Source organism: bacterium (assembly GCA_021159335.1).
Classification (GTDB): Bacteria; UBP14; UBA6098; order B30-G16; family B30-G16; genus JAGGRZ01.
Genome location: JAGGRZ010000149.1, coordinates 1 through 2,628, shown reverse-complemented (window position 1 = coordinate 2,628; position 2,628 = coordinate 1). Strand labels below are relative to the sequence as shown.

The following is a 2,628-nucleotide window of genomic DNA, read 5'->3' as shown; positions in this document are numbered from 1 at the left end:
TAATTAACTTAGATTAAGGAGGTTAGAATGCATAAGAAACTTTTCATTCCGGGACCAACAGAAGTAAGAAAGGATGTTTTGGAGAAATTGTCCACCCCGCAAATAGGACATCGCTCAAAGGAATTTTCGCAGCTTTACGATTCGATAGTGTCCAAACTGAAGAAAGTTCTCGAAACGGAGAACAAGATAATCCTTTCAACAAGCTCTGGCACAGGTCTCATGGAGGCAGCGGTTCGGAATTTCTCCGATAAGCGAATACTTTCGACCCAGTGCGGCGCGTTTTCGGAAAGGTGGGGTAAGATAGCCGAAGCCAACGGCAAAGAGCTGGATGTTATAAGCGTTGATTGGGGTAAGCACATTCCCACCGAGGAGATCGACAAAGCACTGGCTACCGGGAAATACGATTGCCTTCTTTACACGCACAATGAGACCTCAACGGGTGTTATGAACCCGATAGAGGAAGTAGCAGAGGTTATGAAGAAGTATCCGGATGTTATCTGGTGCGTCGATGCTGTCAGTTCCATGGGGGGATATTATTACAAAATCGATGAGCTGGGTGTTGACTTTATCCTTGCGAGTTCGCAGAAGTGCTGGGCACTGCCCGCTGGTTTGGCTATCGGAGTTGTCAGCGAGAAGGCACTTGAAAAGGCAAAAACTGTCAAAAACAGAGGTTATTACTTCGACATGATGGTGTTTATGAAGTATGATGAGCGACATCAAACGCCCACTACGCCAGCTATACCTCATCTTTTTGCGCTCGACTACCAGCTCGACAGAATCCTTGAGGAGGGAATGGAAAATCGTCAAAACCGCCACATAGAAATGGCAAAGATAGTCAGAGCGTGGGCGAAAGAATACTTCGACCTGTTCCCCGAACCAGGCTACGAATCAATAACTCTCACGACTATCAAAAATACGAGAGGAATATCAGTGGCGGAACTTAACGAGGAACTTGGTAAACGCGGAAAAATGCTTTCGAATGGCTATGGCAAGCTTAAAGAGCAAACTTTCCGCATTGCCCACATGGGCGATTTGACGAAGGAGGATATTGAGGAGTTGTTAAACGACATTAACCAAATACTGGAGCTGTAAAATGGCAGGTGCAAAAAGAACAGGTGATTCTGTAAGAGACAGGATGTTCAGGGCAGCCATAGAACTTTTCGCGAAAAAAGGCTACCCGGGCACAACAATAAGAGATATCGTCCAGAAGGCTGATGTAACCCAGCCGATGGTCTACTACTACTTTGGGAACAAGGAACAGTTATTCATAACATGCATACGGGAGATTAACAGACGCATAAACGCAGCTTACGAAAATCTTGACCCCGAAAAGCCATTCAAGAGTTTCATGCGGGACTTCATGAAAGCCAACAGCGACGCTTTCGACGGGATACCTGAAGCGATGTTTCTTATAGCGCGGCTCGCTTTCTCACCCGATGAGTTCCCCGAGATCCCGGAAATGAAAGAGATAATAAGGAAACCGCTCCTTACACTTATGAAAGCATTCGACAACGCCAAAAAGAGAGCAGAGATAACTACTAAGATATCGTCGTGGCAGTTTGCACCAATGGTTTTTGGTGGATTCGCCTTCACAGCTATATCGGAGCACTTAAGGGATAGGTTTGAAATTCCAGTTAGTCGAAGGGCAAAGCCAAAAACTGAAGACTTAGCGAAAGTGTTCATAGAAGGTGTAGTTAAAAAATAAGGAGGTAATATGGCAAAAATATTGGTCTGTGACAAGATATCACCAACCGCTATAGAGCGGATGAAAGCTCTCGGGCATGAGGTAGTGGTGAAGACCGGCATGACGCCCGAAGAGCTTATAGAGACAGTTCCGCCTTTTGAGGCGATGATAGTTCGCAGCGCGACCAAGGTAAGAGTCCCCGTTATCGACGCTGCTAAAAACCTTAAGGTTATAATCCGTGGTGGCGTCGGGATCGACAATATAGATGTTGATTATGCGCGTTCCAAAGGCATCGAGGTGAGAAATACTCCCGCTGCATCCTCTCCTTCGGTGGCAGAACTCGCATTGGGGCACATGTTCTCAGTCTATCGCTTCATAGCGGCATCGACATGGCGGATGAGGCAGGGTGAGGACTTTAAGAAAATCAAAAAGGAAAGTCAGGGCAGAGAACTGGCAGGGAAGACGCTCGGGATAATCGGCATAGGAAGAATAGGCAAAGAGCTTGCTAAAAGAGCATTAGCGCTTGGAATGAAGGTTATCGCTTACGATGCCTATGTTACCGATCCGGGTATTGAAGGTGTCACCATGGTTTCTTTCGACGAGCTTTTGAGCCAGGCAGACATTATAAGTCTTCATGTTCCCAAAACCGATAAACCCATAATAGGCCGTGAGGAATTCGCGAAGATGAAGGATGGCGCGGTTATAATTAATACTGCAAGAGGTGGAGTTGTTGACGAGGATGCGTTGCTTGAGGCACTCGATTCAGGCAAGCTTTATGGAGCTGCTATAGATGTTTTCGTCGGCGAACCTAATCCCAAGCCGGAGCTTGTTAATCACCCGAAGGTGTCCGTAACACCTCATCTTGGCGCATCCACAAACGAAGCCCAGGAACGAATCGGCGAAGAGATAATAAAAATTCTAAACGAGGTTTTCGGAAGCTAAGT

Annotated in this window: 3 protein-coding genes; all 3 read left to right on the top strand. The window is 46.5% G+C overall.

Features of this window, described 5'->3' with window-relative positions:
- Positions 1–27: 27 nt before the first annotated feature.
- From J7J62_08190 to J7J62_08180, 3 genes are read left to right on the top strand one after another with little or no spacing between them, the layout of a single operon-like run.
- Positions 28–1,092, top strand: a complete 1,065-nt coding sequence (locus tag J7J62_08190) for an alanine--glyoxylate aminotransferase family protein (GenBank protein MCD6125133.1) — start codon at positions 28–30, stop codon at positions 1,090–1,092.
- A gap of 1 nt (position 1,093) precedes the next feature.
- The gene (locus J7J62_08185) at positions 1,094–1,705 is read left to right on the top strand and encodes a TetR/AcrR family transcriptional regulator (protein MCD6125132.1); all 612 of its coding nucleotides are present in this window, start codon (positions 1,094–1,096) and stop codon (positions 1,703–1,705) included.
- A gap of 9 nt (positions 1,706–1,714) precedes the next feature.
- Entirely contained in the window at positions 1,715–2,626 is a 912-nt protein-coding gene (locus J7J62_08180; GenBank protein ID MCD6125131.1) for a D-2-hydroxyacid dehydrogenase, read from the top strand.
- The last annotated feature ends 2 nt before the right edge of the window (positions 2,627–2,628 follow it).